This window comes from Candidatus Methylolitoribacter marinus, from assembly GCF_051853155.1.
GTDB lineage: Bacteria > Pseudomonadota > Gammaproteobacteria > Burkholderiales > Methylophilaceae > BACL14.
In genome coordinates this window covers 997,148-1,022,473 of sequence record NZ_CP124221.1, presented here as the reverse complement: position 1 = coordinate 1,022,473, position 25,326 = coordinate 997,148, and the positions used below count along the sequence as shown (strand labels likewise).

The window sequence follows — 25,326 nt, the reverse complement described above, 5'->3', positions numbered from 1 at the left end:
TCCAAAAAACACACTATATTTTACCAAATAAGCTCGTCTCATACTATTTATGATTAAAATTTTTAACACACTTACCAGTAAAAAAGAAAATTTCAAGCCAATAACTGAGCAACATGTAAAGATGTATGTATGCGGCATGACTGTATATGATGATTGTCATGTCGGTCATGCAAGAGTTCTGATTGTTTTTGATTTAATTTACAGATGGTTTTTAAATTCTGGCTATGATGTAACGTATGTTAGAAATATTACTGATATTGATGACAAAATAATTAAAAAGTCAAATGATGAAGGGTGTCACTTCAAAGAATTGACAGCAAGGTATATAGAATCAATGCAAGAAGATTCAAAAATCTTAAATATAATTCCTCCGACATTTCAACCTAAAGCCACTGAGGCAATCTCTTCAATGATAAAAATGATTAGTATTCTTGTTGAAAAGAGTTTTGCATATGTTGGTAACAATGGAGACGTTTTTTTTGAAATTTCAAAATTTAACAATTATGGAAAATTATCCAAAAAAAATATTGATGATCTCAATGCTGGCTCAAGAGTCAAGGTTGATGATAATAAAAAGAGCTTTGGTGATTTTGTTTTATGGAAGTTATCAAAAGATGATGAACCTTACTGGGATTCTCCATGGGGCAAAGGACGACCAGGTTGGCACATTGAGTGTTCAGCTATGAGTAGCGACATACTTGGCTCGAGTTTTGATATTCATGGTGGAGGCCAGGATTTAATTTTTCCTCATCATGAGAATGAGATTGCTCAATCAGAATCATGTCATGATCATAAAATGGCTAATTATTGGATTCATAATGGCTTTGTCAATGTTGATGATGAAAAAATGTCTAAGTCTTTAGGAAATTTTTTTACATTAAAAAATGTGTTAAAAAATTACAGCGGTGAAATTATTAGATTTTTTGTGTATAAATCTCATTATAGAAGCCCATTAAATTATTCAGATCAGAATCTAAATGACGCTAAAGCTGCAGTAGAAAAAATTTATTTAGCATTAAGGCCATACAAATGTATTCAAGTTGATTTAGATTGGTCAAAACCATCCTTAAATAATATAAAAGATGCTTTAGATGATGACTTTAATTCTCCAAAAGCCATTTCGATCATATTTGAACTCATTAGTGAACTCAACAAGTCGTCAAATGAAAATTTAGCAAATGAAATATATAGCGTGTTAAAAGTTATTGGTTTGATGGCAATTCCACAAGAAGAATTTTTTATTAAATCGAGTAAGATTGATCAAGATCATATTGAAAAATTAGTTGAAAAGAGAATGCAGGCAAAAAAACAAAGGGATTATCAAAAAGCTGATGAATTAAGAAATGAAATTGATTCTCTTGGGGTAATTTTAGAGGATACTCCAGATGGAACAGTTTGGAGGATTAAATGACGGTAAATTTAAAAGCTCCGCTTAAGAAAAGTATCCTTAATGTGCCAGGTTTTAGATTTTTAACCTTTGGTGCAAAAATAAAATTAAAAAATATAAAAAACGATATTGTTATTGTGGAGCTTAATAAACACTCAAAAACGGTGGCTGTCTTTACCAAGAATAAATTTTGTGCAGCTCCCGTGCTGTTAGCAAAACATAATCTAACCTCTAATGACCCGCAATTATTTGTTATTAATTCAGGAAATGCAAATGCGGGTACAGGTCCAAAAGGAATTGAAGATGCTAGGGAAATAAATAGAGAACTAGGTAAATATTTTTCATTAGATCCAAATTTAATTTTGCCATTTTCAACGGGCGTTATATTGCAAAACCTTCCTCTTGGGAGAATAAAAGATTCTTTTAAGAATAATTTAGCAAATATTAAATATAGTTCAAATTGGATTGACGCTGCGAAGTCAATTATGACAACAGATACTGTTCCAAAAGCTGTAAGTAAAAAATTTAATCTTGGGAAAAATGAGATTACCTGCACAGGGATTGCAAAGGGATCAGGAATGATTCATCCAAATATGGCCACAATGCTAGGTTTTATTTTTTTTGATGCAAAAATATCTAAGACCTTGCTTAAGGATTTGGTTAAATATGTTGCTGATAGATCATTCAATTTGATTAGTGTAGATGGAGATACGTCAACAAATGATGCATTTGTCATATCTACGTCAAATCTTGCTCAAAACTCAGTAATAAATAAAAAAGATAAGATGTATATACGGTTAAGAAATAATGTACTTGAAATTGCTAAAGACCTAGCAGAAAAGATAGTCAGAGATGGAGAGGGCGCAACAAAGTTTGTTGAAATAGAAGTAAGAAATGCGAAAGATTTGAATGAATCTAAAATAATCGGTAAGGCCATTGCAAATTCACCGCTTGTAAAGACTGCTTTTTTTGCATCAGATCCAAACTTGGGAAGAATATTATCAGCCATTGGCAACGCGCCAATAAGTGATCTCGATGTTTCTGTTATAGATCTTCATCTAAATAAGAATATTGTGGTTAAAAATGGAATGCTGTCAAAACGATACTCTGAGGATAAAGCTATTCAGGTCATGAAATCAAAAGAATTTAAACTCAGTATTGATTTAAAAAGGGGAAAAGAAGTAGCAACAATTCTAACTACGGATCTTTCTTATGAATATGTAAAAATTAATGCAGAATACAGAACCTAAAATAATTAAAGTCGCTGCAGGAATTTTAATTAATAGTAAAAATGAAGTTTTGATCTCTCAAAGACTATCTTCTCAGCCTTGGCCTAATTATTGGGAGTTTCCTGGCGGGAAAGTTGAGGAAAACGAATCGCTTGAAGAATGTTTATCAAGAGAGTTATTTGAGGAAATTGGTATAAATCCTGTTTCATATTCTGAATGGATAACTCGAGAATTTTTGCAAGATGATCGAATTATAAAGATTACTTTTTTCAAAATCATTCGATGGGCTGGCGAAATTAAAAAAAAAGAAGTCAATGACTATAAGTGGATTGATGTTGAAAAAATTTCTTCATGGCCAAAAAAAATACTGCCAAAAAATATATATGTCCTTAAAGCACTTATATTGCCGAGTTATTATCTAATAACAAATTTTTTTGAGGACAAAAATTTTATAACAAAAGTAATAAATTCAAAAGATATCTGGGTTCAATTTAGAGAGCCATTTTTATCAATTGATAAAATCCATTGTTCTTATGAGGCTTTAAAACAAAGGTGTACCTCAAAAATTTTAATTAACTCAAGACACAAAGATGTAATTATCTGTAAACATGGAATTCACTTTACATCAAAAGATTTAAATAACATTGAAAAGCTTGATAAAAAAATTATTAATTGTGCCTCAGTCCATAATCTTGATGAGGTTAATCGTGCAAATAAACTTGGTTTTGATTTTATTGTATTATCGCAAATTAAAAAAACATTAAGTCATCCTGAGAGAGAAGGAATGGGCTGGGACAAATTTAAGAAAATTGTTAATCATTCAGATATACCTGTTTATGCTCTTGGAGGGTTGAGTCCATCAGACTTGGTTGAGGCCCAGAAAAACGGAGCTGTAGGTATTTCTTCCCAAAGAGATGGATGGAATTTATTGAACTAGAAAATCAATATCTTTATTAATTATTTCCCCACTTTTGTTTTTAAAAGTGAAAGTAAAGGCTACATTTTTTAAATCATCAAGATTTTCTGTTAATTCATAGATCATAAGATGATCTCCGCCTTTCTTTAAGACAAATGGCTTATTTTTAATAATAACGGGTGAGTCGATTTTTCTCATTTTCATTACATCACCCTCCATTAGCATCGTATGAACCTCAATTCTCTTGCTTATTTTTGAAGATATTGAAATTATTTCAAGATCTTCATCTGAAGAAATTGTTGCAAAGCCAGCAGTAATCTTTTTGCCAAAATTATTTTTAATAATAGGATCTTTAAAAATAATATCAGCCAGAAGAGGGCTAGACATTAACAAAAGAATTATTGATATTAGTTTTTTCATATTTTTCCTTATAAACTATGTAATGAAGCAGAAAATTTAATTATACGTTTGGTTTTTTTATCATCGCTTGGGTGAGAAAAATTTATATTAATTGCATACTTGTTTGCAGAGATTGATGGCTCATAGACCGAGTTGCTTTTTAAATTAATAGTTAGTAAATCAAACCTTACTAAAGGATCTAGCATGAGTTGAGCAATCATATTATTCGCAGTTAAATTTTCTTTAATCGACAGTTTTCTTAAAATTTTTAAAATAAATGTGAGTGATTCATTGATGATAAATAAATCCTTAAATAGGTCCTTAAAAAATAAATTACGCGATTTGGTAGTTTGTATTTCTGACCATATTTTATATTTTGAAAAATCTATATCATTTATGCCATGGGGCGAATCCGATCTGACTCTTAACTCCTGAATCATTTTATTTCCACTTAGGCCAAAGGGCGAAAAAGAATTTATTTTTTCAAGTGCTTTTTTAAATTTTAATGCTTCGTCAGCGTGAACTTTATATTTGGTGATAATTCTTTGAAGATCATTAATTAATTCAACTTTGATGTCAGCCCTAGCAGCATTTACATTAAGTTTAAATAAAAGTTGAAAAAGAATATTTGAGATATGGTCAGAATGTTTTTGCTTAATAAAAAAATTGTATTGATTAAATAAATATTCTATTTTTAAATATTTTCTATATTTTTCATTTATTGGGAACTCAACATTAATCATAAAATACTCTTTAGTTGGATAATTTGTTCTTCCAGATCTGCTGAAGAGTCAAAAATGAAATCTGGTTGAATTAATTCATAATTATTCTCTTGGTAAGCAATAATTTTTTCAATTATATTTTTTCCTAAACCATCCCTTGATTTTACTCTTTTTATTTGATCATTGATATTGCAGATAACTTTTATTTTTAGGTCAAATTTTATTTTTTTTCTTAGCATTTTAACAAGTGGTGAGATGACAACATACGAATCTTTTTTTTCAATAAAATTTTGAAGCTCGTCAAATATTAAAGGATGTAAGAGATTTTCAATTTCTTCTCTAAATATCTTGTCATTAAATAAATTAATTTTTAATTTTTTTTTATTTATTTGACCATCAATTTGAAAATATTCTGAGCTAAGATTTTTTTTTAGTTGGATATATCCCAAATTTCCAGGCTCAATTAATTCTCGATTAATTTCATCTAACTCTATTAGTGGAAGATTATTGAAAAATTGTCTTGAAAAGGTTGTTTTTCCAGAGCCAATTGAGCCATATATTAAAATCTTTCTACCTAACATATCTATTGATCTGGTTTTTTAGAACTCCCTGTGAATAGATTTTGAAATGAATTTCATTATCTGATCTTTATACTCGCTATCATTAAAATTCGATATTTTATGGTCAAGCTCAGCATATTTAGTAATAATAATTTCTTTGACGGATTCAATTGCATTTGTTTTATTAATAATGGATATGATTTTGGTTAATTGGCTTAAATCGCCATGATTAATAGAATTTTTGATAATTTCCCGATCATTTATATTTGCTTTTTCAGCAGCAAATATAAGAGGGAGTGTCATTTTCCCATCTTTTAGATCATCACCTAAATTTTTCCCAATTTTTGCGGCATTACCAGAATAATCAAGCATATCATCTATTAATTGATATATTTGACCAAAAATTTCACCAATCGTGGAGAGTGAATTTTTTTGATTAAAAGAACATTCATTGCTAATAGAGGCTAATTTTCCGCATGCTTCAAAAAGAACCCCTGTTTTTGCTTCTATAACCTTAAAATAATCTTCTTGTGAAATATCAAAATTATTTTTATTGATGAGTTGAAGAACTTCACCTTCTGCAATTTTGTTCGTGGTGTATGCAAGAATATCCATAATCTCAATATTATCTAGCTCCACCATCATCTGAAATGACCTTGAATAAATAAAATCACCAACCAGTATGCTGGCTGAATTTCCAAATTTTATATTGGCGGTTGGAGAACTTCTTCTCGTATCTGAGTCATCCACAACGTCATCATGAAGAAGGGTTGCTGTGTGAATAAATTCTACAATTGCAGCTAATTGATAATGTATATCTTTTATACCACCAGCAAGACCTGCTAAATTCAGCAAACATTGTGGCCTCATTTTTTTCCCACCGCCATCGATAATATGCTTACCGACTTGATTGATCAAAGGGACTTCTGAGTCTAATGATGACCTGATGACATCATTTACTTTTCGTAAATGATCTTCCATGCTGTCATCTAGTGTTACATTTTTTTTAGATATAGTTTTCACTTTAATTAATTTGTATTTTTAGCATTGTATTGTCTATTTGTTGATAGTAATTATACTATGCTGAATATGATTATTTAGTTGATTAAATTCAAGTTTTTTCATATAATGTGCGATCTTTAGAAACAAACAAATTGTTTAGATAATAGGAATTATAATGCAAGCTGTAATCAAAACTGGTGGAAAACAGTATAAAGTATCCGAAGGTGATATTTTAAGGGTAGAAAAACTTACTGCTAAAGAAGGCGATAGTCTAAAATTAGACAATGTTCTAGCATTGGTTGACGGTGAGAAAACTACAATTGGTGCTCCAATAGTTAAAGGTGCAAATGTTGATGTATCTGTCGTTGCTCATGGTAAACACGATAAAGTTATGATTTTTAAAATGAAAAGACGTAAGCATTACAAAAAAACTCAAGGACATAGACAAACTTTTACTGAGCTTAAAGTAACTAAAATTAACGCAAAATAATATTTAGGAAATAATATGGCACATAAGAAAGCGGGCGGAAGCTCAAGAAACGGAAGAGACTCAAACGCGAAACGTTTAGGACTGAAGGTTTTTGGCGACCAGTTTGTAAAAGCTGGTGGCATAATCTTGAGACAGCGTGGGACGAAAATGCATCCTGGTGAAAATGTTGGTATGGGTAAAGACCATACCTTATTTGCAAAAGCGGATGGTAAGGTAAGTTTTAGTGTTAAAGGGCATTTGAAAAGAAAATTAGTTAGTATTGTTACTAATTGATCTGAATAAAACCTTTGATTTGAGCCCTATCACCTGATAGGGCTTTTTTATTTGGTGTAACCAATGAAATTTATAGACGAAGTTTTAATAAAAGTGTTTGCTGGTGATGGAGGCAATGGTATTGCTTCGTTCAGAAGAGAAAAGTTTGAGCCTATGGGAGGACCTAGTGGAGGCGATGGCGGTAGGGGTGGATCCGTATTTTTTCAAGCTGATGAAAACTTAAATACCCTTATTGATTTTAGATTTAAGAAGGAACATCGCGCTCAAAGAGGAGAAAACGGCAGGAGTTCTGATCAGTATGGAGCAGGAGGAGACGATCTTATTCTTAAAGTTCCTGTTGGAACTGTCATCAAAGACAGTTTCTCTGAAAATATTTTTGGTGATTTGACACATCATGGTCAAAAAATTTTAGTCGCCAAAGGAGGCAAGGGCGGTCTCGGCAACATACATTTTAAATCAAGTATTAATAGAGCCCCCAGGCAGTTTACGCATGGTGAGCCAGGTGAGGAATTTGAATTATTTCTAGAATTAAAACTGATTGCTGACATTGGTCTGGTAGGTTTACCAAATGCAGGCAAATCTTCTTTTATTCGAAAAGTTTCGGCAGCTACCCCGAAAGTTGCAGATTATCCTTTTACAACTTTGCAGCCTAATTTGGGTGTTGTTAAATATGATGTTGATAAAAGCTTTGTCATTGCAGACGTTCCTGGATTAATTGAGGGGGCCTCTGATGGGGTAGGTTTGGGGGATAAGTTCTTAAAACATTTAACTAGGACCAGATTATTACTTCACTTGCTTGATGGACTTTCTAGCATAAATGGGTCAGACCCAATAGATGATGCACAAACGATTATCAGTGAGCTAAAAAAATATGAGGAAACATTGTTTAATAAGCCTCGATGGATTGTGTTGAATAAAATTGATCTTAATTACGATGCAGATGGGCTGAAGAAACTAATTAAAGAAAAAATAGGGTGGGATGATAAAATCTTTGTTATTTCATCTCTAACTGGACAAGGTTGTCAGGAGTTGATAAAAGAAATTGCATACTTTTTAGAAAATGAAGATCAATAAAATAAAAAAAATAGTTATAAAAATTGGCTCAAGCTCAATTTCATCGATCAAGAACGGCCTTAATCAATCAAATATTAATATTCTAGTTAATGAAATTGATTGGTTAAAAAAGCATGGTGTTAAGGTTGTCCTGGTATCAAGTGGAGCAATTTCTTTAGGTCTGCATGTAAGCGGAAAACAAAACAGGCCAACTAAATTAGCTCAGCTTCAGTCTTTAGCAGCCATTGGACAAATTGAGTTAATGCAGGCTTATAAAAAGTTTTTTCATAAAAATAATAAAGATATTCAAATTGGTCAAGTGCTCTTAACCAATGATGATTTAGTGTCAAGAGAACGCTATTTAAATGCAAAAAATGCACTGGATGAGTTATTAAAATGTGGAGTGGTTCCAATTGTCAATGAAAATGATACGGTCGCATATGATGAAATTCAATTTGGGGATAATGATATGCTTGCCTCAAGGGTAGCCAATCTTATTCAAGCTGATTTACTAACCATCTTTACTGACCAAGATGGTCTATTTGATAAAGATCCTTCAAAGCATCTAGATGCAAAACTCATCGAGAAGATTCAGTCAGACGATCCATTATTAACAGACATTTCTCAAAATACATCATCAAGCTCAGGCATTGGCTCTGGAGGAATTAGATCAAAAATTTATGCTGCAAAAACGGCAGCTCGAGGAGGAGCATCAACGATCATAGGAAAGGGGATGATAAAGAATTTCTTCAAAGATTTTTTTGACAATAACCTGAAAGTAACAATTATTTCTCCAATTCAAAAAAAGAATAACGCTAAACAAACTTGGATGATTGATAATAGCAAACCAATTGGTCAATTATTTCTTGATGATGGAGCAATTAAGGCTTTGATAGAAAATAAAAAAAGCCTATTACCAATTGGAGTAAAAAGTTTCTCTGGAAATTTCCAAAGAGGAGATCTGTTGTCATGCATGAATAAAGATGGTGTCGAGGTAGCAAGAGGTTTGTCAAATTTTTCAAGTATAGATGTTGAAAAAATTATAGGACAACAGACAGATCGTAAAAATCAATCACTTGAAAATATGATTGAGGAAAATTTAATTCACCGCAATAACTTGGTTATTATTTAGTATTGGAAAAATTATGAAACAGAAAAAAATTGCAATTATAATGGGATCGAACAGTGATTGGCCGGTAATGAAAAATGCCGCTGATGTGCTTGATCAATTTAAAATTCCATATGAAGCAAAAGTTGTTTCAGCTCATCGAACCCCAGATCTTATGTTCGATTTTGCGGAATCATCAAATGATAATAGCATCAGTTTAATTATTGCCGGTGCTGGAGGCGCAGCCCATTTACCTGGGATGGTTGCGTCGAAGTCAAGAGTTCCAGTTTTGGGTGTCCCCATTCCAACTAAATATTTGAATGGACAAGACTCTCTATATTCGATTGTTCAAATGCCTAAAGGGATCCCTGTAGCCACTTTTGCGATTGGCGAGGCTGGAGCAACAAATGCTGCATTATTTGCTATTTCAATTTTTGCACAAGAGGATAATGATTTACTGGAAAAACTAAAAAAGTTTAGAATTGAGCAAGAAGAAAAAGTAAAAGCTATGAAGCTTGATTAGGAAGTCTAATTTGATAATCTATCCAAAAAAAATGTTAGCCATGCTTGGTGGCGGTCAATTAGGGAGATATTTTGTAATGTCAGCCCATAAAATGGGTTATAAAGTTACTGTTTTAGATCCAGACCCACAAAGCCCTGCCGGAAGAATTGCTGATGTACATTTATGTAGCGGCTATGATGACAGAAATGCACTTGATCAAATTATTAACTCATGCAAGGCAGCAACTACAGAGTTTGAAAATATCCCTGCAGATTCATTAAATTACCTAAAACAAAAAATTCAAGTTTATCCTGATGGTGAATCAGTAAGAGTGGTGCAGAATAGAATTAGAGAAAAAACATTTTTAAGAGAAAATGCTATACCTGTTGGAAGGTTTCACATCATTAATGATCAACAAGATATTGCCAATGTTCCAGAGGATTTATTTCCAGGAATCCTAAAAATTGCTGAATTTGGTTACGATGGCAAAGGGCAAAAATCCATCAACTGCAAGACAACTTTAATGCAGGCTTTTAATGAATTTCAGCAGAAACCATGCATACTTGAAAAGCGAGTTAATCTGGAAAAGGAAGTATCTGTTGTCTTAGCAAGGTCTGCGGCTGGACTAATTAAATGCCATCCAGTAGCTGAGAATGTCCATGTCAATGGTATTCTGGATAGCACTCTTGCACCTGCCAATATTGATCAACTCACTGAAAAAAATGTTACCGACTTAGCAAAAATGGTTGCCTTGAAGTTGAATTATGTTGGAGTCATGGCGGTTGAATTTTTTATCTCAGGTAAAGAGATATTTGTTAATGAGATAGCGCCTCGACCTCATAACTCTGGTCATTACACTATTGATGCCTGCTACACATCTCAGTTTGATCAGCAGGTCCGGACCCTTACTGAAATGCCTATTGGGAATCCAATGAATCACTCGAATGCATTTATGATAAATTTATTAGGAGACTCATGGGAATTACCCAGATCTCATGAACCTGAATGGACTAAAATATTAAATGAAAATAATTTCAATCTTCATTTGTATGGCAAAGACGAGCCAAGGGTTGGAAGAAAAATGGGACATCTTACTTACTTAAGTAAAGACACTATTAATAAAGATGAAATAGATAAGCTCCAAAAGATAAAGAAAAGTTTATAAAAAAAGGCGCCTTATGCGCCTTTTTTTGAATATAACTTGGTTATTTTAAAGAGCTTTAATAGCTGAGTTCAGTCTACTTTTATGACGTGCAGCTTTATTTTTGTGCACAATTTTTTTATCAGCAATACGATCAATAATTGCCACGTTAGAATCAAAAGTCTCCTTGGCAACTTTTTTATCGCCGGAGGAAATTGCCTTGATTACTTTTTTAATTGCTGTTCGAAAGGCTGATTTTAGGCTCGCATTATGAGCGCGTTGCTTATCATTTTGTCTAGCTCTTTTTCGTGCTTGTGCAGTATTTGCCATATATAATTACTCAAAATTTGTAAGATTGGCTATTCTAGCGAAAACATCGTTTTTTTTCAAGTTTTAAATCATTTAAATACCGTCATCTGCGATAATAATAATAGATGAAAACAAAAATCGTAAACAATTTAATAAGTTTCAGTAGCCTAACCATTATCTCTAGAATTTTAGGTTTTTTAAGAGATATGGTAATTGCACGAGCTTTTGGAGTCAGTATAGCAACTGATGCCTTTTTTGTAGCTTTTAAATTACCGAATATGTTACGACGAATAACTGCTGAAGGTGCTTTTACTCAAGCATTTATTCCAACCCTTTCTGATTATAAAAATAAGTCCAAAAAAGAATTCAATGTATTTTTAAACAAGGTCGTGACTCTTTTGAGTGTCATTTTATTAATTATTACTCTTATAGGAATCTTTGCATCACCTTGGTTGATTTATATAAGTGCACCAGGATTTGAATACGGTTCTTACCAATTTAATTTGGCTTCTGACCTCTTAAAAATTACTTTTCCATATATTTTTCTCATATCGATTGTTGCAATGTTTGGAGGAGTATTAAATACTTTTGGTAAGTTTGCAGCCCCAGCATTTTCTCCAGTATTTCTAAATTTAAGTTTTATTTTTGCAGCATTATTTTTTAATGACTTTTTTGATGAGCCCATCACTGTTCTCGCATGGGCTGTATTTTTTGGGGGAGTGATCCAGCTTTTATTTCAATATCCTTTTATATTAAAACTAGGCTGGTCTCCTCAGTTAGATTTTAATTTAAAAGATGACGGTGTGTGGAAAGTTCTTAAATTGATGGGTCCAGCAATTATCGGTGTGTCTATTACTCAGATTTCATTATTAATCAATACTATTTTTGCTTCTTTTCTTCAACAAGGGAGTGTATCTTGGCTGTACTTTGCAGATCGGCTAATGGAATTCCCTGCTGGTGTTTTGGGGGTAGCATTAAGCACAGTTTTTTTACCAGCATTATCCGCATCATTTTCCAGTAAAAATTATGAAGAATTCAACAAACTCATGAACTGGAGCACAAGAATAGGGCTCTTGGTGTCAATACCTGCAGCAATTGGTATTGCAGTTTTATCCCTCCCTTTAATCACAACCCTATTTTATTATGGTAAATTCAGTGAGCTTGATTTAGTTATGACGCATAAAGCATTATTTGCATATAGTTTTGGATTAATTGGGTTAATCATGATTAAGGTGTTTGCTCCAATTTTTTATTCTCAAAAAAATATTAAAACCCCAGTCAGAATCGGCATCATCACTTTATTCGTTACTCAAGCAATGAATTTAATCTTAATTCCTTACTTTGAGCATGTTGGTCTAGCTCTGGCGATTAGTATCGGAGCAACATTTAATGCAGCCATGTTGTTTTTAGCGATAAAAAAAATGAATGACTTTAAAATTGAGTCTACAACATTTATTTTTCTAATGAAGGTTATTTTATCTGCATCTATGATGGGAGTAATTTTATACCTCATCAACCCAGATTTTCAGTATTGGATAACTATTAATTTTTTTAGTAGGTTGATTTTGCTATTAGCGTTAGTTGCTCTGGGAGCACTTGTTTTTCTGAGCTTACTTTTTCTCCAAGGCGTTAAATTAAAAAACTTAAGAAATAATAATATATGAGAATCTTTCGCCATTTTGCTCAAGCAAGTAATCCATGTATTGCTACTATTGGAAATTATGATGGCATTCACTTAGGTCATCAATCTCTGATAAATCATGTCATTTCTGAATCTAGAGCAAAACATTTAGAGTCTGCAATCATTACATTTGAACCACATCCTAAAGAATATTTTCAGCCCAAGGCTGCACCAAAAAGAGTTATAAGCTTAAGAGAGAAGTTAGAATTTTTTCACTCACATAAACTTGATAGAGTATATGTGATTAGGTTTGATGATAATTTTGCAAATCTTGTAGGAAATGATTTTATTGAAATTTTACAAACAAAATTGTTGGTAGAAGGATTAGTTGTTGGCGACGACTTTCGTTTTGGCAAGAAAAGACAATTTGGAATAATTGAATTAAAACATTCTGGTATTCAAGTAACTCAACCAGGAACAATTTTTCTCAATAATGAAAGAATTTCCAGCTCTAGAGTTCGAAATGCATTACAAGATGCAGATTTCGATCACGTTGAATCCTTACTAGGTAGGCCTTACGTTATATCTGGAAGAGTCATTCATGGAGAAAAAAAAGCCAGGCTGTTAGGTTACCCAACGGCAAATATTCATATGTTTCATAAAAGCCCACCATTGTCCGGAGTGTTTGCTGTAAAATTAGATTCTTTTTTTGGGGTTGCCAATTTAGGTTTAAAGCCAACTTTTGGTGGCGTAAAAAATTTAGTTTTAGAAGTTCATCTATTTGACTTTGATAAGAATATCTATGGAAAACATGTGCATGTTACTTTTTTTAAAAAAATTCGTGATGAAAAAAGATTTTCCTCTTCAAATGAATTATCTTCCCAAATAGCTTCTGATGTTAATCATGTTAAAGACTTTTTCAATCTATGAGTAATGATAATAAAAAATATAGTCTAAATTTACCGGATACAGAATTTCCTATGAGAGGTAATTTGGCTCAGCGAGAGCCTGATTGGGTATCTTCATGGGTGGAAGAAAAATATTATCAACAAATTAGGGATGTAAAAAAAGGAAAACCTAAATTTATTCTCCATGATGGCCCACCTTACGCCAATGGAAATATTCATATCGGTCATGCGGTCAATAAAGTATTAAAAGATATCATTATTAAATCTAAGGGATTGTCAGGTTATGACGCTCCCTATATTCCTGGTTGGGATTGTCATGGCTTGCCAATTGAGTTAGCTATTGAAAAAGAGCATGGCAAAAACCTTGATTCGAAAAAATTTCGACAATTGTGCAGGGAATATGCAAATCTACAAGTGACTAACCAAAAAAAGGATTTTGTTAGGCTGGGCGTCTTAGGAGACTGGGATAACCCATACCTTACATTAAATAAAAAAACAGAAGCGGATATTGTTCGATCGCTAGGCAAAATTTATCAGAATAATATGCTGTATCAGGGTAACAAGCCAGTACATTGGTGTCTTGATTGTGGATCTGCACTTGCTGAAGCTGAAGTTGATTATGAAAACAAAACTTCAACATCGATTGATGTGGCTTTTAAAGGGGTTGATCAAAAAGGTTTGCATCAATTATTTAAATCAGCAAAGACGGAAAAAGCTATTTACGCTGTTATATGGACAACCACACCATGGACGCTTCCAGCTAATGAGGCAATTTCAGTTAACCCAAAACTATATTATGTTCTGGTCGAAATAGAGGAGAAATTGTTAATTATTGCTGATGAGCTTGTTGATAAATTTGAGGCAAGAACGGGTCAGAAAATTAATAAAATACATTCTATTGTTGGCCAGGAGCTTGAAAATTTCTTGTTCAATCATCCTTTTTATTCGGAAAAAAACGTCCCAATCATATTGGGGGAACATGTGACCACTGAAGATGGAACCGGGTTAGTACATACCGCCCCAGCCCATGGTTTGGATGACTATATTGTTGGGATGAAGTACAACCTTCCTGTAGAAAATCCAGTTAACGAAGAGGGGAGTTTTAAGAGTAATGTGGAGTTTTTTGCTGGAAAAAATATCTGGAAAGCTAACTCTGAAATTATCGACCTGTTAATAAAGAACGATGCGCTTATTTTTAAAAAATCATTTGAACATAGTTACCCGCATTGCTGGAGACATAAAACGCCAATCATTTTTAGAGCCACTCAGCAGTGGTTTATTGGCATGAATCTTTCTCCAGGCCAAAAGACTTTAAGAGATATAGCTAAAGAAGAGGTTGAAAAAACACAATTTATTCCATCATGGGGAAAAGCACGGCTAGAGGGAATGATGAAAAATAGACCGGACTGGTGTATCTCTCGGCAAAGAAATTGGGGAGTACCCATTACACTTTTTACTCATATAGAAACGGATGAGCCGCATCCTAAGACCGTTCAGTATTTCGAAAAAATTGCCTTACTGATCGAAAAGCAGGGAATTGATGCATGGTTTGATTTGGATATTAATGAATGGCTTGGAGATGATGCAAAATATTACAAGAAAGTCATGGACACTTTAGACGTGTGGTTCGACTCCGGAACTACTCATGAATCAGTGCTAAAAACGAATGATAATTTAGATTATCCTGCTGATCTCTATCTTGAAGGTTCGGATCAACATCGCGGCTGGTTCCAGTCTAGCTTACTTACAGCCTCAGCCATCTCTGGGCAGGCACCATATAAAGCCTTGCTAACTCATGGTTTTGTGGTGGATGGTCATGGAAAAAAAATGAGTAAGTCTAAAGGGAATGTGATTGCACCACAAAAGATAATGGATCAGTATGGTGCAGATATTCTAAGATTTTGGGTGGCAATGACTGATTTTTCAGGTGAATTAAATATTTCCGATGAGATTATTAAGAGGTCTGCTGACGGGTATCGAAGGCTAAGAAATACATTAAGATTTTTATGTGCAAATATTTCTGACTTTGATACATCTTCCATGATGGTTGAAGAATCCAATCTATTATTATTGGATAAATATGCCCTCCTTAAAACTCAAGAACTGCAAAAAGAAATAGCTCAGTTGTATGAAAGTTATGACTTTCACCATCTGACAAAAAAATTAGTCAGCTTTTGTTCTGAGGACATGGGAGGATTTTATTTAGATATTATTAAAGACCGACTCTATACTATGCCCGAGAAATCTCCAGAGCGACGTTCGGCACAAACTGCTTTATATCACATCACTCATGCATTAACACGAATGATCGCTCCAATTTTAAGTTTTACTGCTGAGGAATTGTGGCAGACCATTACTAATGATCAAAATATTTTCAAAGAATCATGGTATGAATTTGCATCAACCTCATTACATCAAGCAGAACTTCAGTTTTTGCAAGAGATTGAAAAAATTAGACCGATTGTGAATAAGAGTATCGAAGCTGAAAGGGAAAAGGGATTAGTCGGCTCAGCGTTGGAATGTGATATTGAATTAGCATGTGAGCCAGAAACTTTCAAAATTCTTAAACCTTATGAATCAGAGCTTCATTATATTTTTATTGTATCAAATGTGAGTTTGATTGAAGAGCAAAATGGACTCGCTGTTAATGTTAAAAAAATTGCATATGATAAATGTGACAGATGTTGGCATTATGAATCCTCTGTAGGAACTCATCAAGAGCATCCCTCAATCTGTGAGCGTTGTATTTCAAATCTTTTCGGCGATGGAGAAAAAAGAAAGTATGCATAAGTTTCTTGTCGGCTTATGCATCATTGTTGTCGATCAGCTTTCTAAGAATTGGGTTGAAAAAAATATTCCGTTTACTGAATATTTGGAAATTAATAATTTTTTTAAAATTGTTCACTTCCAAAACACAGGCGCTGCATTTAGCTTTTTAGATAGTGCATCTGGTTGGCAAAATAATTTTTTTATTTTTTTGACTCTAGCGATCTTATTTTATTTATTTTATTTATACAGACAAAACATATCTAGTCCATACGGGTCGATATCGATTATGTTGATTATTAGCGGTGCTATTGGAAATTTAATTGATAGACTATCAAATGGACATGTGACAGATTTTATTTATGTGCATATAAATGACTATTACTGGCCAGCATTTAATGTTGCAGATTCGGTAATTACAATTGGAGCAATCATATATTTCTTGGGTTTATTAAAAGGAAAAATTAAATGACATTAAAAAAAGGAAAAATTCCTTTTTAATATTGAAAAAATTGTAGCTATAATATCGCGATTATTTATATTCATATTATGCAAAAAATAGCCTTTTTAATATTAGTTATTCTTTTTTTATTTAGCAATGCTGTCAAGGCGGACGAGGGTTTATCCTTAAGAGAGATCTATGTCATCACAGATGTTGTAACTCCCGGCGAGATAACATCTGGTGAGAGCGTGAGCTCATCGAAAATTAATCAGCAATTCAAGCAGGATACCTCGTCACTTCTAGAGTATTTCACTGGGATTGATAATGCTGCGAATGGATCAGTATCTTCAATTCCATATATGCATGGATTAAATGATGACAGAATTAGAATCAGTGTGGATGGTGTGGACCTTAATTCTGCTTGTACATCTCACACCGATACTGACCTATCCTTTATCGATATCAATGACGTCGATTACATCAAAGTATTTGCCGGGATCACACCTGTTAGCATGGGGGGCGATAGTATTGCCGGAAGTATAAAAATAAAAACGAAAAATCCTACCTTCAGCCAAGATGATCAGTTAATTTATTCGACAAAGCTTAAAAGTTTTTATAAAAGCAATAATGACGAACAAGGGGTTCATTTCATATCATCTGTGGCGTCTAGTAATGCATACTTGAAATATTCTGGAAGTTATTCCCAGTCAAATAATTATTCCAGTGCAAATGATTTTAAAGGAGCCAATTACGGAGGCACATCAGATAAAAGTGGAATTAGAGATGATGAAATTGCCTCTAGTGGTTATCGAATCGAGAACCATCAGCTAAGCTATGGTTATCAAATAAATAATCATTTACTTGAAATTAAATTTGATTATCAATCGACTCCATACCAGGGTTTTATGAACCAGAGGATGGATGTGGTTGGTCAACACAGCCATAAGATTCAACTTAAAGATACGATCTCTTTTTCTTGGGGGAAGCTTGAACTTCAGGCCTATCACCATCAGGTGGAAACCAAGATGAATTTTGGAAAAAATAAAAACTTTAATTATTCTGGCACCCCAGGAATGTCCATGACCCACCACGGGTATACCTCGGGATTCAATGCAACGGCAGATATTTATCTGAATGATAAAAGTACACTCCGATCTGGATTGGAAACTCAGTTTTATGAGGTGGATGATAGCTGGGATCCAACGGGAGGCATGATGTCTCCAAACGTCATGAAAAATATCAATGACGGGAAGAGAGATAGATATAGTATTTTTACAGAATTAGACCGCCAATGGTCCAAAGAGTGGTTTACCCAAACAGGGGTCAGACTTACCCGGGTGGAGATGGATACCAGCGATGTTCAAGGATACAACAACATGGGCTATCTAGCAGATGCAAATAGCTTTAATTCTTTAAATCATAAAAAAGATGACCATCATCTGGATTTATCTCTATCTGCGGCGTACTCACCTAATCTCAACCAAACACATGAGTTTGGTTATTCCATGAAGAATAGATCACCGACCTTACAAGAAAGGTACCTATGGTCTAATAATGCGATGGCGGCTTCCATGGCGAATTGGTTTGGAGATGGTAATGGATATGTGGGTGATGTTAATTTGGATCAGGAGACTGCCCATACTTTTGCTTATGCCGCTGTATTCCATGATGCTGATAAACAATTATGGAATTTTAATTTTAAACCTTTTTTAACCTACATCGATGACTATATTGATGCCGTTTCCTATACCTCTAGGCCAGATGATTTTCGTACTTTAACCCTTGGTAATCAAAATGCACGACTATGGGGATTTGATGTGAAGGCTTCTCAATATTTAGGGAATATTTCTAAGCTTGGAGATTTTTATTTTGACTCGAAATTAAGTCATGTCAAAGGTATTAATACCGATGCGAATGATGATCTCTATCATGTGATGCCAACTAATTTAAAATTGATCTTTAGCCAAAAAAATAATCATTGGAATAACGGACTCCATATTCAACTGGTGGATAACAAGAAAAACGTCAATGATATCCGACAGGAAATGGAAACTAGTGGTTATGCACTAGTTGACTTGAAATCTACTTACCAAAAAGAAAATCTACAACTAAATCTGGGTGTCTATAATATATTTGACCGAGATTACGATCATCCTTTAGGTGGCGTTTATATGGGCCAGGGAAAAACTATGAATACTTCTGGCATGGGATTAACATATGCTAATGCTGTCAATGTCCCTGGTATGGGAAGGTCTATCTTCACATCCGTTGAATATTCTTTCTAGTCAATTAAAAATTTGAAATAATTAATTTCATCACCATATAAGAAATATGAACAATTCTTATATGGAAAATGAAAGATGAGATTTGATAAATTAACCACTAAATTTCAACAGGCAATTGCTGAGGCTCAATCCTTAGCAAATTTGGCTAATCATACCCAGATTGAGCCAGCACATGTTTTAAAGGCAATGATTTCATCTTCAAATAATGATGATATTCAGAATTATCTCCGTTTGTCAGGAATGAAAAATACTGCCTTTGATGCAATTGAACAGTTAATTACAAATTTTCCACAATCGCAATCCAATGATAATGAACCAGCTATTTCGAGACAATTAAATTCACTCTTTAATTGGGTTGAAAAAAAAGCTTTTGAATTGAAAGACGATTATATTTCAGCGGATTTATTTCTTTTAAGTCTTGAGACAGATAAAAGTGGTCTCAAAGAAACCTTAATTGACCACGGAATAAATTTTAATAAATTAAAGGAGATTGTTATGAGCGCAAGAAATGAGGAAAATATCAAAACTCCAGATGCTGAAAGTCATCGTCAATCTTTGCAAAAATATACGATTGATCTGACCCAATTGGCAAGAGATGGTAAGTTAGACCCAGTCATTGGTCGAGATGACGAAATCAGAAGAACAATTCAAGTGTTACAACGCCGAAGTAAAAATAACCCAGTCTTAATCGGGGAGCCTGGAGTCGGTAAAACAGCAATTATTGAAGGCCTTGCACAAAGAATAGTTAATCAGGAGGTGCCTGATTCATTAAAGAATAAGCAGGTGCTGTCACTAGACATGGCCTCTTTATTGGCGGGAGCAAAGTATAGAGGTGATTTTGAAGAACGACTCAAAGCTGTGTTAAAAGAAATTAATGCAAGCCAGGGAAATATTATTTTATTTATCGATGAAATCCATACCATGGTTGGAGCCGGCAAAACTGAGGGCGCTATGGATGCCGGAAATATGCTTAAACCTGCTCTAGCGAGAGGTGAATTGCATTGTGTTGGAGCAACTACATTGAATGAATATAGATTGTATGTTGAAAAAGACGCTGCATTAGAACGTCGTTTTCAAAAAGTTCTGGTAGATGAGCCTGATGTTGAAGCAACCATTGCTATCTTAAGAGGATTACAAGAAAAGTATGAGTTACATCATAATGTTGAGATTACAGACCCAGCAATTGTAGCTGCCGCTGAATTATCCAATAGATATATCACGGATCGATTTCTTCCGGATAAGGCAATTGATCTCATTGATGAGGCTGCTTCAAGAATAAAAATTGAAATTGATTCAAAACCTGAACAACTCGACAAATTAGAAAGAAGACTGATTCAACTTAAGATTGAACGAGAAGCTGTAAAGAAAGATAAAGATGCTGCCTCAAAAGAAAGATTTGAGATCATTGAATCTGAAATTAAAAAAATTGAAAAAGAATTTGCGGACTTAGAGGAAATTTGGAAGTCTGAAAAAGCATCCCTAATTGGAGTGAGAGATATAAAAGAGAAATTAGAATCTCTAAAAATTACTATGGAAGAAGAAAAAAGGAAAGGTAATTGGCAGAGGGTGTCTGAAATACAGTATGGCGAAATACCTGAACTTGAAGATCAATTAAAAAAAGCTGATGTAACAACACCGGTGTCACAAAACAAAATGCTGCGGACTGAAGTTGGAGCTGATGAAATTGCTGAGGTTATTTCACGAGCAACTGGCATTCCAGTTGCAAAAATGATGCAAGGTGAGAAAGAAAAATTAATTAATATGGAGTCTGTTTTGCATCAGCGTGTCGTTGGTCAAGACGAGGCAGTTAAATCAATCTCAAATGCTATTAGACGATCAAGGTCTGGTTTGAGTGATGAAGGAAAGCCGTATGGATCTTTTTTATTTTTAGGACCTACTGGTGTTGGCAAGACTGAGCTTTCAAAATCATTAGCTAGCTTTCTATTTGACAGTGAAGATCATTTAATTCGAATTGATATGTCTGAATTCATGGAAAAACATTCTGTTGCCAGACTTATTGGCGCCCCTCCTGGTTATGTTGGTTATGAAGAGGGTGGCTATCTAACAGAAGCAGTGAGAAGAAAGCCATATAGCGTGATATTGCTTGATGAGATTGAAAAAGCTCATCCCGATGTCTTTAATGTACTTCTTCAAGTTTTAGACGAGGGAAGACTCACGGATGGTAAGGGTAAGACCGTAGATTTTAAAAATACGGTAATCATTATGACTTCTAATTTAGGCTCTGACCTAATTCAGAAAATGACTCAAGACGATTATCAGATAATCAAGATTTCAGTCATGGCGGAGGTAAAAAATTACTTCAAACCTGAATTTATCAATAGAATAGATGATGTTGTCGTATTCCATGGACTAGGTGAAAAGCATTTATGTGATATAACAAAAATCCAATTAGAAAACTTATTGTTAAAGCTTAAAAAAATTGGAATAGAAGCAAAGGTGACAGACAGAGCAATATCCGAAATTGGCAAGGCAGGTTTTGATCCTATTTATGGTGCAAGGCCTCTAAAAAGGGCTATTCAAAATGAAATTGAAAATAAACTTTCAACAGAAATTTTATCTGGTAAATTTTTAGATAAAGATATTTTGGAAATTGATTTTAATAATGGTAGTTTTTTATTTAATAAATTAGATCATGCAAAAGTTTGAAGATATTAAAATAACAACCTCAAGAGGAAGGGGGTTTTATGACATTACCTCAGATATTAAGAGCATTGTAGGAAACTCTGCAATTGAGAATGGGTTGTTTACTGCTTATATCAAACATACATCGGCTAGTCTTTTAATTAATGAAAATTATGATCCAGATGTTTTAGTTGACATGGAAACCTTTTTTTCAAAATTAGTACCGGATGGTTCATTGGACTTTATTCACACCATGGAAGGGGCTGATGATATGCCAGCACACATAAGAACGGCATTGACTCAGACACACCTATCAATTCCTATACAAAACAATGTACTTCAAATTGGTCAGTGGCAAGGAATTTTCTTGTATGAGCATCGATTGTCAGCTCACAACCGATCTATCGCCACTCATATTATCGGCGACTGACTAACGCTATTTTTTTGTCCAAGCCAGGGGATTAAATGGTTTGCTATTTTTGCGGAGTTCAAAATATAAACCATTTATACCAAGGCCTCCTGTATTTCCAACTGTAGCAATCACATCACCTTCTTTGACCTCGTCATTAACATTTAGCAAAACGGATTCGTTATAACCATATAGACTCATGTAGCCCTGGCCATGGTCAATGATGATGAGGTTGCCAAAACCTCTTAACCAGTCTGCATAAGCAACTTTTCCATTACCAACTGATTTAACATCTTGACCTTCTTTGCCGGTAATAAAAATCCCTTTCCATACAACGCCTGTATCTTTTCGCTTTGTTCCATATTTGTATTTAATCGACCCTTTCAGGGGAAGATTCAGCTTACCTTTTAACTTACTAAAGTTTCCACCTTGAAAAGGAACAACTTTTTCGGTTGACTTTGTCTTTCTTGACTCTTTTTTTCTAAGTTCTTCCTCTTTTTCTTCTTCTTTAGCTGCTTTTTTGACTAACTCATCAATAATTGATTTTAATTTTTTTTCATCATCAATTAATTTTTTTTTCGCTTGTTCTTTGTTTTTTATCTCTTTGGCGACACTTGCAAGCATCTGTTTTTTTTGATTTTTCTCAGACTCTAACTGTTTTTTTATTTTATTTTTATCCTTTTTTTGGCGGTCAATCTTGGCTATGGTTTTATTGATGATTTCTTTAGTATCAATTAATTTTTTTTTGTCTATTTGTAATTGGGTTATTAATTCAAATTGCGCATTAGTAAAGTAGGACTTTAATTTTTGTTCTCGCAAGATTTCGCTTGGATTGTCTCCATCAATAATTGATTTTAAGTAAGAAGAATCCCCCTTTTTATGAATGTCTAAAAAAAAGGCTGAAAGATAAACCATTTTTTTTTCAATTTCTTGCTCTAATTTTTTTTGATCTAGATTGAGTTGTTCTAATTTTTTTTGATTTTGTTTTGATTTCTTATTGATGCTATGGATTTCTTTTCGCGTTTTACTTATTTTCTTATCTTGTTGTTTTAACTCATTGTCAATGTTCTTCTTCTTATCCTTATTTTTCTTGATTTCTTTATCTATATCCTTGATTTGCTGCTTAACACTATCTAAGTTTTTCGCACTTTCATCGATACCACTGAAAGCAGTTGTAAAATTTAACAGAAGACAAAGAGTAATAACAATTATTTTCATTAAAAGGTGACTAAATTTTTTCCTGTCATTTCTCTTGGGGCCTCTAAATCCATCATGGCAAGTATAGTTGGGGCAATATCCGACAAGCTGCCATTATCGGAAATTTTTGATACTTTCTCATCCATGACAATGAATGGAACAAGGTTGGTTGTATGTTGTGTGTGGGCTTGGTTATTTTCAACGTCAAGCATCAATTCAGCATTTCCATGATCAGCCGTAATTATTAGTGAGCCGGATATATTTTTTGTAGCTGCAATAATGTCACCAATACATTTATCCATAGCTTCAACAGCTTTTTTTGCTGCTTCCATATTGCCTGTATGACCTACCATGTCTCCATTGGCAAAATTACAAATAATGACATCATATTTTTTTGAATTAATAGATTCAATCAGCTTTTCAGAAACCTCATAAACGCTCATTTCAGGTTTTAAATCATAAGTTCTAACATCAGGAGATGGAATGAGTATCCGATCCTCATTATTAAATTTTGCTTCTTCCCCGCCGTTAAAAAAGAATGTTACATGTGGATATTTTTCTGTTTCAGCAATTCGAAGCTGAGTTAACCCCTTGTCGGCTAAATACGAGCCTAAAGTATTAGATAATTTTTCTGGGGGAAATAATACTTGAATATCTTCAAATGACTGGTCATAGCGCGTCATGGTGATATAGTTGAGATTGGTTAAATGTGTTGATCTTTCAAATTCTGTAAAACTTTTATCTTTAAAAGCACGCGATAATTCTCTTCCGCGATCCGACCGAAAATTAAGAAAGATCACCATATCATTTTCTTTAATTATGCTTTCTGAATTTATTAAAGAAGGCAAGATAAACTCATCAGTTTCCCCTCTCTGATAAGAAGCATTTAGAGCTTCAACGCTATTTTGATAAACATGGTCAGTTTTTCCTTCTGTGAGCATATCATAGGCTAACTTAACTCTATCCCACCTGTTATCTCTATCCATAGCATAGAATCTGCCAGTAATAGATCCAATGGTGCCGTAACTGTTGGATGATATCCATGCGTCTAATTTATTAAGATATTTTTCGGCACTTTTTGGAGGAGTATCCCGCCCATCTAGGAAAGCATGGATGAAGGTATTTTTAATAGCATTGTCTTTTGCAATCTGAAGGAAAGATTCAAAGTGATCATAATGGCTGTGCACGCCACCATCAGAAAGTAAACCTAGAAAATGTAATCTACCTTGATTTTTCTTTAGTTGGTCGAAACTATTTTTGAGTACCTCATTATTTTGCACCTCATTATTTTTTAATGAGTTATTTATTTTTTGAATGTCCTGATAGACTACACGACCAGCTCCAATATTAATGTGTCCAACCTCGGAATTTCCCATTTGACCCTCTGGTAAACCCACATGATTTTCTGAAGCATTTATAAGGCTGTGTGGATAATGCGATTTAAGATAATCAATATTTAGAGTTTTTGCGTGAGAAATGGCATTATGGTCATTGTTTGAAGAGTGACCAAAGCCATCAAGAATTAATAAAGTGATTGTTTTTTTTGACATGTTTTGAATTATATCATTTGCAAAATCGACTATATATAATGAAAGATTAGTTTTTCAATAAAGTATTGAATTTTTAAAAAAAAGACCCATATAGACTATATGAAAGTAATAATGTACACGAGCAATTTTTGTCCTTACTGCACTCATGCTGAGAAATTACTCAATAAAAAAGGATTGAATAATATCAATAAAATTTTTATTGATAAATCTCAAGATGATCTATTAAGAATGATAGAAATAACAGGAAGGAGAACTGTTCCTCAGATCTTTATTAATGATCAACATATTGGTGGATTTGATGACTTACGGAAATTTGACCAATCAGGTGAATTGGATAAAGTGATTTCTAATTCAACTATTTAAGACTATGTTTTACATTTTTAAAAGTGTAAAATCACCATTTAGAAATTTAAG

The 25,326-nt window shown here is 33.6% G+C and carries 24 protein-coding genes; 17 read left to right on the top strand and 7 right to left on the bottom strand.

Going from position 1 to position 25,326, the window contains the following annotated elements; all coding sequences use genetic code 11:
- Window positions 1-49: 49 nt before the first annotated feature.
- The 3 genes from cysS to QFA95_RS05415 are packed head-to-tail and all read left to right on the top strand — an operon-like array spanning window position 50 to window position 3,553.
- Window positions 50-1,411, top strand: coding sequence for a cysteine--tRNA ligase (gene cysS / locus QFA95_RS05425; RefSeq protein ID WP_486462519.1), 1,362 nt, complete (start codon window positions 50-52; stop codon window positions 1,409-1,411).
- The gene (gene argJ, locus QFA95_RS05420) at window positions 1,408-2,637 is read left to right on the top strand and encodes a bifunctional glutamate N-acetyltransferase/amino-acid acetyltransferase ArgJ (RefSeq protein WP_486462518.1); all 1,230 of its coding nucleotides are present in this window, start codon (window positions 1,408-1,410) and stop codon (window positions 2,635-2,637) included. Before cysS ends, argJ begins: the two co-directional genes overlap by 4 nt.
- Entirely contained in the window at window positions 2,618-3,553 is a 936-nt protein-coding gene (locus tag QFA95_RS05415; RefSeq protein WP_486462517.1) for a Nudix family hydrolase, read from the top strand. The genes argJ and QFA95_RS05415 overlap by 20 nt, the downstream gene beginning before the upstream one ends.
- Here the strand turns inward: QFA95_RS05415 and QFA95_RS05410 are convergent.
- Genes QFA95_RS05410 through QFA95_RS05395 form a run of 4 tightly spaced genes read right to left on the bottom strand, consistent with a single transcriptional unit; the run spans window position 3,542 to window position 6,236 of the window.
- On the bottom strand, window positions 3,542-3,952 hold the full coding sequence (locus tag QFA95_RS05410; RefSeq protein ID WP_486462516.1) for a copper chaperone PCu(A)C: 411 nt from the start codon (window positions 3,950-3,952) through the stop codon (window positions 3,542-3,544). The genes QFA95_RS05415 and QFA95_RS05410 overlap by 12 nt on opposite strands.
- Before the next feature lie 8 nt (window positions 3,953-3,960).
- The gene (gene zapD / locus QFA95_RS05405; protein ID WP_486462515.1) at window positions 3,961-4,674 is read right to left on the bottom strand and encodes a cell division protein ZapD; all 714 of its coding nucleotides are present in this window, start codon (window positions 4,672-4,674) and stop codon (window positions 3,961-3,963) included.
- Window positions 4,671-5,234: a dephospho-CoA kinase gene (coaE, locus tag QFA95_RS05400; RefSeq protein ID WP_486462514.1), complete on the bottom strand. Its 564-nt coding sequence runs from the start codon at window positions 5,232-5,234 to the stop codon at window positions 4,671-4,673. Before coaE ends, zapD begins: the two co-directional genes overlap by 4 nt.
- A gap of 18 nt (window positions 5,235-5,252) precedes the next feature.
- Complete coding sequence (locus QFA95_RS05395) at window positions 5,253-6,236, bottom strand: polyprenyl synthetase family protein (RefSeq protein WP_486462513.1); 984 nt, start codon at window positions 6,234-6,236, stop codon at window positions 5,253-5,255.
- Between the two features lie 154 nt (window positions 6,237-6,390).
- On the opposite strand from QFA95_RS05395, the gene rplU reads away from it, so the two are divergent.
- The 6 genes from rplU to QFA95_RS05365 all read left to right on the top strand — a co-directional run bounded on the left by rplU (window position 6,391) and on the right by QFA95_RS05365 (window position 10,806).
- A complete protein-coding gene (rplU, locus tag QFA95_RS05390) occupies window positions 6,391-6,705 on the top strand; it encodes a 50S ribosomal protein L21 (protein ID WP_486462512.1) in 315 nt (104 codons plus the stop codon).
- A gap of 15 nt (window positions 6,706-6,720) precedes the next feature.
- Window positions 6,721-6,978: a 50S ribosomal protein L27 gene (rpmA, locus tag QFA95_RS05385; RefSeq protein WP_486462511.1), complete on the top strand. Its 258-nt coding sequence runs from the start codon at window positions 6,721-6,723 to the stop codon at window positions 6,976-6,978.
- Window positions 6,979-7,041: 63 nt separating this feature from the next.
- A complete protein-coding gene (obgE, locus tag QFA95_RS05380) occupies window positions 7,042-8,052 on the top strand; it encodes a GTPase ObgE (protein ID WP_486462510.1) in 1,011 nt (336 codons plus the stop codon).
- Window positions 8,039-9,163: a glutamate 5-kinase gene (proB, locus tag QFA95_RS05375; RefSeq protein WP_486462509.1), complete on the top strand. Its 1,125-nt coding sequence runs from the start codon at window positions 8,039-8,041 to the stop codon at window positions 9,161-9,163. Before obgE ends, proB begins: the two co-directional genes overlap by 14 nt.
- Before the next feature lie 13 nt (window positions 9,164-9,176).
- Complete coding sequence (purE, locus tag QFA95_RS05370) at window positions 9,177-9,662, top strand: 5-(carboxyamino)imidazole ribonucleotide mutase (protein WP_486462508.1); 486 nt, start codon at window positions 9,177-9,179, stop codon at window positions 9,660-9,662.
- 10 nt (window positions 9,663-9,672) lie between these two features.
- The gene (locus tag QFA95_RS05365; protein ID WP_486462507.1) at window positions 9,673-10,806 is read left to right on the top strand and encodes a 5-(carboxyamino)imidazole ribonucleotide synthase; all 1,134 of its coding nucleotides are present in this window, start codon (window positions 9,673-9,675) and stop codon (window positions 10,804-10,806) included.
- 45 nt (window positions 10,807-10,851) lie between these two features.
- Here QFA95_RS05365 and rpsT read toward each other — a convergent pair whose 3' ends face one another.
- The gene (rpsT, locus tag QFA95_RS05360) at window positions 10,852-11,112 is read right to left on the bottom strand and encodes a 30S ribosomal protein S20 (protein WP_486462506.1); all 261 of its coding nucleotides are present in this window, start codon (window positions 11,110-11,112) and stop codon (window positions 10,852-10,854) included.
- Between the two features lie 104 nt (window positions 11,113-11,216).
- Between rpsT and murJ the strand changes: the two genes are divergently transcribed.
- From murJ to QFA95_RS05325, 7 genes are all read left to right on the top strand, one after another.
- A complete protein-coding gene (gene murJ, locus QFA95_RS05355) occupies window positions 11,217-12,755 on the top strand; it encodes a murein biosynthesis integral membrane protein MurJ (RefSeq protein ID WP_486462505.1) in 1,539 nt (512 codons plus the stop codon).
- Complete coding sequence (locus QFA95_RS05350; protein ID WP_486462504.1) at window positions 12,752-13,642, top strand: bifunctional riboflavin kinase/FAD synthetase; 891 nt, start codon at window positions 12,752-12,754, stop codon at window positions 13,640-13,642. Before murJ ends, QFA95_RS05350 begins: the two co-directional genes overlap by 4 nt.
- Window positions 13,639-16,410, top strand: a complete 2,772-nt coding sequence (gene ileS / locus QFA95_RS05345) for an isoleucine--tRNA ligase (protein WP_486462503.1) — start codon at window positions 13,639-13,641, stop codon at window positions 16,408-16,410. Before QFA95_RS05350 ends, ileS begins: the two co-directional genes overlap by 4 nt.
- Window positions 16,403-16,858 carry a signal peptidase II gene (gene lspA, locus QFA95_RS05340; protein ID WP_486462502.1) on the top strand — a complete coding sequence of 152 codons (456 nt, stop codon included), beginning with the start codon at window positions 16,403-16,405 and terminating at the stop codon, window positions 16,856-16,858. The genes ileS and lspA overlap by 8 nt, the downstream gene beginning before the upstream one ends.
- A 77-nt stretch (window positions 16,859-16,935) precedes the next feature.
- Complete coding sequence (locus QFA95_RS05335) at window positions 16,936-19,113, top strand: TonB-dependent receptor (protein ID WP_486462501.1); 2,178 nt, start codon at window positions 16,936-16,938, stop codon at window positions 19,111-19,113.
- A 75-nt stretch (window positions 19,114-19,188) separates the two neighbouring features.
- Entirely contained in the window at window positions 19,189-21,780 is a 2,592-nt protein-coding gene (clpB, locus tag QFA95_RS05330; protein ID WP_486462500.1) for an ATP-dependent chaperone ClpB, read from the top strand.
- Complete coding sequence (locus QFA95_RS05325) at window positions 21,767-22,186, top strand: secondary thiamine-phosphate synthase enzyme YjbQ (RefSeq protein ID WP_486462499.1); 420 nt, start codon at window positions 21,767-21,769, stop codon at window positions 22,184-22,186. Before clpB ends, QFA95_RS05325 begins: the two co-directional genes overlap by 14 nt.
- 6 nt (window positions 22,187-22,192) lie before the next feature.
- On the opposite strand, the gene QFA95_RS05320 is transcribed toward QFA95_RS05325, so the two are convergent.
- Together QFA95_RS05320 and gpmI are read right to left on the bottom strand one after the other, a co-directional pair.
- Entirely contained in the window at window positions 22,193-23,383 is a 1,191-nt protein-coding gene (locus QFA95_RS05320) for a murein hydrolase activator EnvC family protein (protein ID WP_486462498.1), read from the bottom strand.
- A complete protein-coding gene (gpmI, locus tag QFA95_RS05315) occupies window positions 23,383-24,912 on the bottom strand; it encodes a 2,3-bisphosphoglycerate-independent phosphoglycerate mutase (RefSeq protein WP_486462497.1) in 1,530 nt (509 codons plus the stop codon). The genes QFA95_RS05320 and gpmI overlap by 1 nt, the downstream gene beginning before the upstream one ends.
- 99 nt (window positions 24,913-25,011) lie before the next feature.
- Between gpmI and grxC the strand changes: the two genes are divergently transcribed.
- Window positions 25,012-25,275: a glutaredoxin 3 gene (grxC, locus tag QFA95_RS05310; RefSeq protein ID WP_486462496.1), complete on the top strand. Its 264-nt coding sequence runs from the start codon at window positions 25,012-25,014 to the stop codon at window positions 25,273-25,275.
- Window positions 25,276-25,326 lie beyond the last annotated feature (51 nt).

Coding starts and splice junctions, on each gene's coding strand:
- cysS (WP_486462519.1), top strand. CDS start 50: ATGATTAAAATTTTTAACACACTTACCAGTAAAAAAGAAAATTTCAAG.
- QFA95_RS05335 (WP_486462501.1), top strand. CDS start 16,936: ATGCAAAAAATAGCCTTTTTAATATTAGTTATTCTTTTTTTATTTAGC.
- clpB (WP_486462500.1), top strand. CDS start 19,189: ATGAGATTTGATAAATTAACCACTAAATTTCAACAGGCAATTGCTGAG.
- ileS (WP_486462503.1), top strand. CDS start 13,639: ATGAGTAATGATAATAAAAAATATAGTCTAAATTTACCGGATACAGAA.
- lspA (WP_486462502.1), top strand. CDS start 16,403: ATGCATAAGTTTCTTGTCGGCTTATGCATCATTGTTGTCGATCAGCTT.
- proB (WP_486462509.1), top strand. CDS start 8,039: ATGAAGATCAATAAAATAAAAAAAATAGTTATAAAAATTGGCTCAAGC.
- rpsT (WP_486462506.1), bottom strand. CDS start 11,112: ATGGCAAATACTGCACAAGCACGAAAAAGAGCTAGACAAAATGATAAG.
- obgE (WP_486462510.1), top strand. CDS start 7,042: ATGAAATTTATAGACGAAGTTTTAATAAAAGTGTTTGCTGGTGATGGA.
- purE (WP_486462508.1), top strand. CDS start 9,177: ATGAAACAGAAAAAAATTGCAATTATAATGGGATCGAACAGTGATTGG.
- coaE (WP_486462514.1), bottom strand. CDS start 5,234: ATGTTAGGTAGAAAGATTTTAATATATGGCTCAATTGGCTCTGGAAAA.
- QFA95_RS05350 (WP_486462504.1), top strand. CDS start 12,752: ATGAGAATCTTTCGCCATTTTGCTCAAGCAAGTAATCCATGTATTGCT.
- zapD (WP_486462515.1), bottom strand. CDS start 4,674: ATGATTAATGTTGAGTTCCCAATAAATGAAAAATATAGAAAATATTTA.
- QFA95_RS05320 (WP_486462498.1), bottom strand. CDS start 23,383: ATGAAAATAATTGTTATTACTCTTTGTCTTCTGTTAAATTTTACAACT.
- QFA95_RS05325 (WP_486462499.1), top strand. CDS start 21,767: ATGCAAAAGTTTGAAGATATTAAAATAACAACCTCAAGAGGAAGGGGG.
- gpmI (WP_486462497.1), bottom strand. CDS start 24,912: ATGTCAAAAAAAACAATCACTTTATTAATTCTTGATGGCTTTGGTCAC.
- QFA95_RS05410 (WP_486462516.1), bottom strand. CDS start 3,952: ATGAAAAAACTAATATCAATAATTCTTTTGTTAATGTCTAGCCCTCTT.
- rplU (WP_486462512.1), top strand. CDS start 6,391: ATGCAAGCTGTAATCAAAACTGGTGGAAAACAGTATAAAGTATCCGAA.
- QFA95_RS05415 (WP_486462517.1), top strand. CDS start 2,618: ATGCAGAATACAGAACCTAAAATAATTAAAGTCGCTGCAGGAATTTTA.
- murJ (WP_486462505.1), top strand. CDS start 11,217: ATGAAAACAAAAATCGTAAACAATTTAATAAGTTTCAGTAGCCTAACC.
- grxC (WP_486462496.1), top strand. CDS start 25,012: ATGAAAGTAATAATGTACACGAGCAATTTTTGTCCTTACTGCACTCAT.
- rpmA (WP_486462511.1), top strand. CDS start 6,721: ATGGCACATAAGAAAGCGGGCGGAAGCTCAAGAAACGGAAGAGACTCA.
- argJ (WP_486462518.1), top strand. CDS start 1,408: ATGACGGTAAATTTAAAAGCTCCGCTTAAGAAAAGTATCCTTAATGTG.